We start from the raw sequence: 5,134 nt of genomic DNA on the forward strand, positions 1-5,134 counted from the left end.
ACGAGTGAATTTTTCGCCTGCCGATCAATTCTCTTCCCAGCCTCCAGGCGGGCTATGGCTTGCTCTTTTTCTTGTGTTTCATAGAGGGTTTGAAAATTGGCTATTTGGCCGGCAATCTGTGAGTTGAAGAGCTCTTGCGAAAACTCATAGGCACTGTCGTAATAACTAAGTGCCAGACTCAACTGCCCGTTCGACCGGTAAACTTTGGCCATGTCGTGATAGGCACTGAGAACTTCGTAGTTGAGTTGCAGCGAATCGGCCAAGTGCAGCGCTAGGTTGGTATAGGCAACAGCTTCGGCCACTTTGCCTCGCTTTCTAAAGGTATCTCCCAGATTATTGAGTGTATTCACCAAAGCGGGCAAGTTATTACACAGGGAGTCGTAATGAGCCGATAGTAAGAAGTATTCGAATGCCTTATCGAACTGCCCCAGGTCTTCATAAACACTACCTATATTATCATAAATAATGGCTTTTCCTCTGGGATCGTCTAAAGCCTCGTAGAGCCGCAATGCTTTGTATTGATAGTAAAAAGCAGAATCAGCCTGGGCAGTTTTTTCAAAATAATGCCCAATAACGCCATAGGTTTCTGCCATTCCTGTAGAATCGGCCAGCTGTTCAAAAATGCTACGAGCCCTCTTATACTCTTTAATCGCTTCGGCCCATAAGTTATGAAACTGATAAGCCGCGCCTAGAGAAAGTAGGGTTTGGGCTGTCTCGGCTTTCATTTCTAGCTGACTAAACTTGGCGAGTGCATCGGTGAGGTAGGCAATAGCATTGTCATAAGCCCCTTGTAGATAGAAGACCTGCCCTATGGTGCGTTGCGCTTGCGCCTGCTGGTGAAGGTTGCCGGATTCAAGCGCTTCATCCAACGCACGTTTGGCATAGTAAAAGGCAGAATCCGGATCGGTAGAGGTATAAAAATTGCCCAGACCATTCAATGACCTAAGCTGCACGGAGAGTGTATTGGCCGAATTGGAGGAGGTAGAAATAAGTACATTATTGCTCCTAATCTGCGCCCAAATCAACGCAGATTGCCCAAGAATAATTAATCCTAGTACAGCCTTCCGAAACACTCAGGTAAGCTACAGCCCGAATGTTAGCTTAAGGGTTAGGCAATTTAAAGTTTGTGTGAAGTTTAAAATGCAAGGTTTAGTCTAGTTTAATAAATCTGGCTGTTTTCGTCTCTTTCTTTTCTCTAACCCTCAAGGTATAAATACCTGGCTTAAGGTTTTCTATCCTCAGCGATTCTTGGAAAATAGCACTGCTCTGATGAGTCTCAACTTGCTTCACTATCCTACCTTCCACAGTCACTATATCAAGCGTCACATTGCCGATATAGCCTCCTTCATAAGTAATATTTATGATCTCGCTAGTCGGGTTAGGTGAGATATTCATCTTTACTTGACTAGAACCTTCATTAAGTCCTGTAACCAAATCGAAAGGAAGAGTGTAGGAGAAAGCGGAAGCAAGACCATTCGCATCGATTGCCTGAATAGAGGCAGACATGACTCTACCCGAAATATCTCTCTTTATAAAAAGCTGATTGTCCTTGGTAAAAAGAAGATCGTTCTTTGTCTTATTCAGTTGATTATTGTCATACCTTGGATTAAGAATTGTGCCGTCATCTTCATACTTTAAGTGAACATGATATCGCATATTCTCTTTGGGAGTGAGGTCATCAACCGCATCATCCCAAGTAATTAGTACACCGCTGGTTACATTATATGCCCAAAGATTATTGGGTTTGGCTGGTGGGTTATTTGTTCTTCCCCAACCCGTAGAGGCACTGGAAAGGTAATAATCTAGCCTTTTACCTCTTTTCATAAAAATATCTACAGAACCATCGCCATTGAAATCCTCGACAATAGACGCGGTAGCCATGCCATATTTAACATAATTCTCAAATTCACCCCTACGCATTCTCTCAAAACTACCATCGCCTGAATTGACATAGAAGAAGGGGTAGTAAGACATCAATATCACATCCAGATCACCATCATGATCAATATCTGCTACATTAAGATGGTTTATCTCCAAAGTAATGCCTTGAAAGTCTGACCTTAAACTAAACTGACCATCCTCCTGAGTAAAGTAGACGATACTCGGGTTTGAGCTTAAATCACCTACATACATTAAGTCCAAATAGCCATTACGATCAAAATCGCTCCACACAGATTGGAAATGACTCTCATAGTATCTCAAAGTTGGTGCTCCTACCAGAGGCACTGCTTCAGACAACTTAAAGTTCCCCTTGCCATCATTATACAAAAGCACTGGCTCACGTAATAAATGACCAAACAAATCTTTATCCCCATCATTATCCAGGTCGACAAAAGCTTCACCGCCAATACTGAATCCTTCAAGCATAAGTCTTTCTTTAAAAAAGTCACCTTCATTGCTTAAGAAGACCGTGCTTTCTTTAAAACCTGTTTGGTTCGTAACGTTACATACCACATCTATATCACCATCGTGATCGAAGTCTACCCAAATTGGAGCACCTCTTATTCCAAAGCCACTTGCCAATGACAATATGAGGTTCTTTATCTCAAAACGAAAATTCCCCTTATTTAAAAAGACACTCAGTTTCGGTCCCTCTTCAGTATTTCCAAAGTGCGCTACATCCAGCAATCCATCTCCATCAAAATCGATGGTTGTGAGAAAACCTGCTACAGGTCCTTTTTGGTCTACCTGAGCACGCGAACTAACCCAATTTCCGTCTACATATTTAAAGATATTCAGCTCATTGCCTTCATCTCCAGACAGGTAAACAATTTCCATTGTACCATCATTATCAAAATCTCCCCTTTTAAAGTCATTAAAGGGAGATCCATCGAGAACATTGGTTTCTGTATAAAGTAAGGGATAGGTTTTAAAAGTAACTATTGTTGCCGCCTCTTCGAACGCACAATGATAGGGTACCACCTTAAACGAGTACTCGGTATCGGCCAATAAGTTTTCCAAAAGGTATGATGTAGAGTTGGCAGGGATTTCGTTCGAAAAGAGTGTCTCTCCATTTAATTCAAATGGATAAATCCTATAGGATTGTTCAGAAACTGAACGATCAGTCCACTCCAGAAGTACTTTGGTATCTGAAATATGAGTATATCTCACAATTGGTGCAACAGGTGCAGTACCATTCATTTCGAATGTTGCAGTATAATCTAGTTCCGATGCTCTGAACCCATTGTCAATAGCTTGTACAGATACAGTATACACACCATTGGGAATACAGTTGATTGTGGTTTCAAGAGTAGAAACAAAATTCCTCCTCTCTGTAGTTAGTCGCAATCCATTTGCTGTAGACCAAGGAGCAATTAGATAATTCCCTTCTGAGTCTTTGATAGATATTTCGTAGTGCAGCTTATTACTTTCCGATTCATTGTCTTCGGCACTCTCCCACTGTATTCTTACGGTATTTAAAGCATGATTAGGGCTTAGCGTTAAATTCTTCACTTTACTGGGCGAACTATTGAGCTTTGTCATATCCAACTCGTCCAGATAGTTATCCAACCAATTCATTGTAGTATATCTAAGGCTGGAATGATACTGAGAAACCAAGATGTCGAGGTCGCCATCATTATCTTTGTCGGCCAGAGCCAAGAGGTCTACTCCATAATCTGGTAGCCTCTGAAAAGTATAGCTATTCGAATCTTTTTCACTGTAGGCTATAATGGTTCTTTTTCCTACAATAGAAGTTCCATTCAGTACGTATTCGTTATACACAATATCACTCAAACCATCATTATTAAAATCGGCCACCAAAGGGTTACCTACAAGATTCTCTGTTAAGACAAGTTGTTCTTTCAATTGCCCATCTGCCATGGTGCAAACCGCCAAGCTAAATTGCGATTCGTTAGTTCCCTGAACTAAGATTTGAAATTCGTTTCCTGAATTAAAGTCGCCACTTATAACGTCTAAAATACCTCCCTCTCCTATTTTAAAATACGTACTCTCATCATAACCACTATTCGTATTTGTGAGCAATACCAATCGATCATAGTAGACGAACAGAAAATCCTTTTTACCATCTCGGTTAACATCAATCAACTCAACATTCTCTGCTGGTTTATTCAATTGTTGGGTAGTGGCCATTACCTTTTGAATGAAAATGGGTTCTGATTGAGGTTTGAGAATATCATAATAAAGCCACTTCCATTCAGATACTTTCGGAGTCGGATATTCCAGCTTTAAATCATTATTTATATCAAAGAATCCAATACCGTTGGAGCCGGGAAAGCCAATAGATTCTGCCTCCATAAGCTCAAGGTTAAAGTCTCCTTTGTTCAAGAATAGCTCAAGTGAACCCTGAAGCTGAGCCAAATCCATAAGCCCATCGTTATTGTAGTCTGTTACAACCACAACAACCTCTTCTCTTAGCGAATTTCTTGTGATTTGATGCTCGAGATAACTGCCATCTGACTTCTGCTCGTATATGGAAAACACTACTTGTCCATTCTTAAGTAGGGCAGAAATAAAAATATCGACTCGGCCGTCATTGTTAAAATCGGCCAAATTCGCTGCAAACAGGTCTTCAATGTTACCAATAACCTCAATAGGCAACAAATTAAAATCGAGCTTAGAAGTTGTTACAGAAAGCTCTACATATGGTGCTTCAAAACCACAGCTGTAGCCCTCAATTTTATAGTCATATTCCAGGTTAGACTCCAAGTTACTGTCTGTAAAAACGAGAGTCTCAGCATCCACCGAAGCAAGCGGCAGTAAGGGGTATGCATTTTCAGAAGAAAGCTTTCTAAAAATCCTATACTGCGTAACATGCTGTCCTCCGAGCCATTGAATTGAAACAGAATTACTTGAAGCTTCTATTACCTGAGGACTTGAAGGAGCTGTAGGAGCATTTCTGTCGATTGTAAAGGTACCAAAGTCAGAAAATGGGGAAACCAAACGAGTCTGATCTACTGCCTGTACCTTCCACTTGTATTGACCATTTGGCATACAGGTTAAAGGAAGACTCAGGGAAGATGTCTGCCCTCTGGTGTTGGTTTTCAAATCATTATCAGAAGACATTGAATGAAATACTACCGTTCCATCCATCTGCTCAACCACTACATTGTATAAAAGAGCAGCTTGTTCTGACTCATTGTCTGACGCCTTAGTCCAGCTAAGCTTGACACCC

General features: G+C 41.0%; 2 protein-coding genes. Both read right to left on the reverse strand.

Features of this window, described 5'->3' with window-relative positions; genetic code table 11:
• Positions 1 to 1,073, reverse strand: a 1,073-nt coding sequence (locus tag B3763_RS12900; RefSeq protein ID WP_286747059.1) for a tetratricopeptide repeat protein, incomplete at its 3' end; no start/stop codon positions are given.
• Between the two features lie 76 nt (positions 1,074 to 1,149).
• The coding region (locus B3763_RS12905) for an FG-GAP-like repeat-containing protein (protein ID WP_286747061.1) at positions 1,150 to 5,134 on the reverse strand (3,985 nt) is incomplete at its 5' end.

The organism is Roseivirga sp. UBA1976 (assembly GCF_002336325.1).
Classification (GTDB): Bacteria; Bacteroidota; Bacteroidia; order Cytophagales; family Cyclobacteriaceae; genus Roseivirga; species Roseivirga thermotolerans.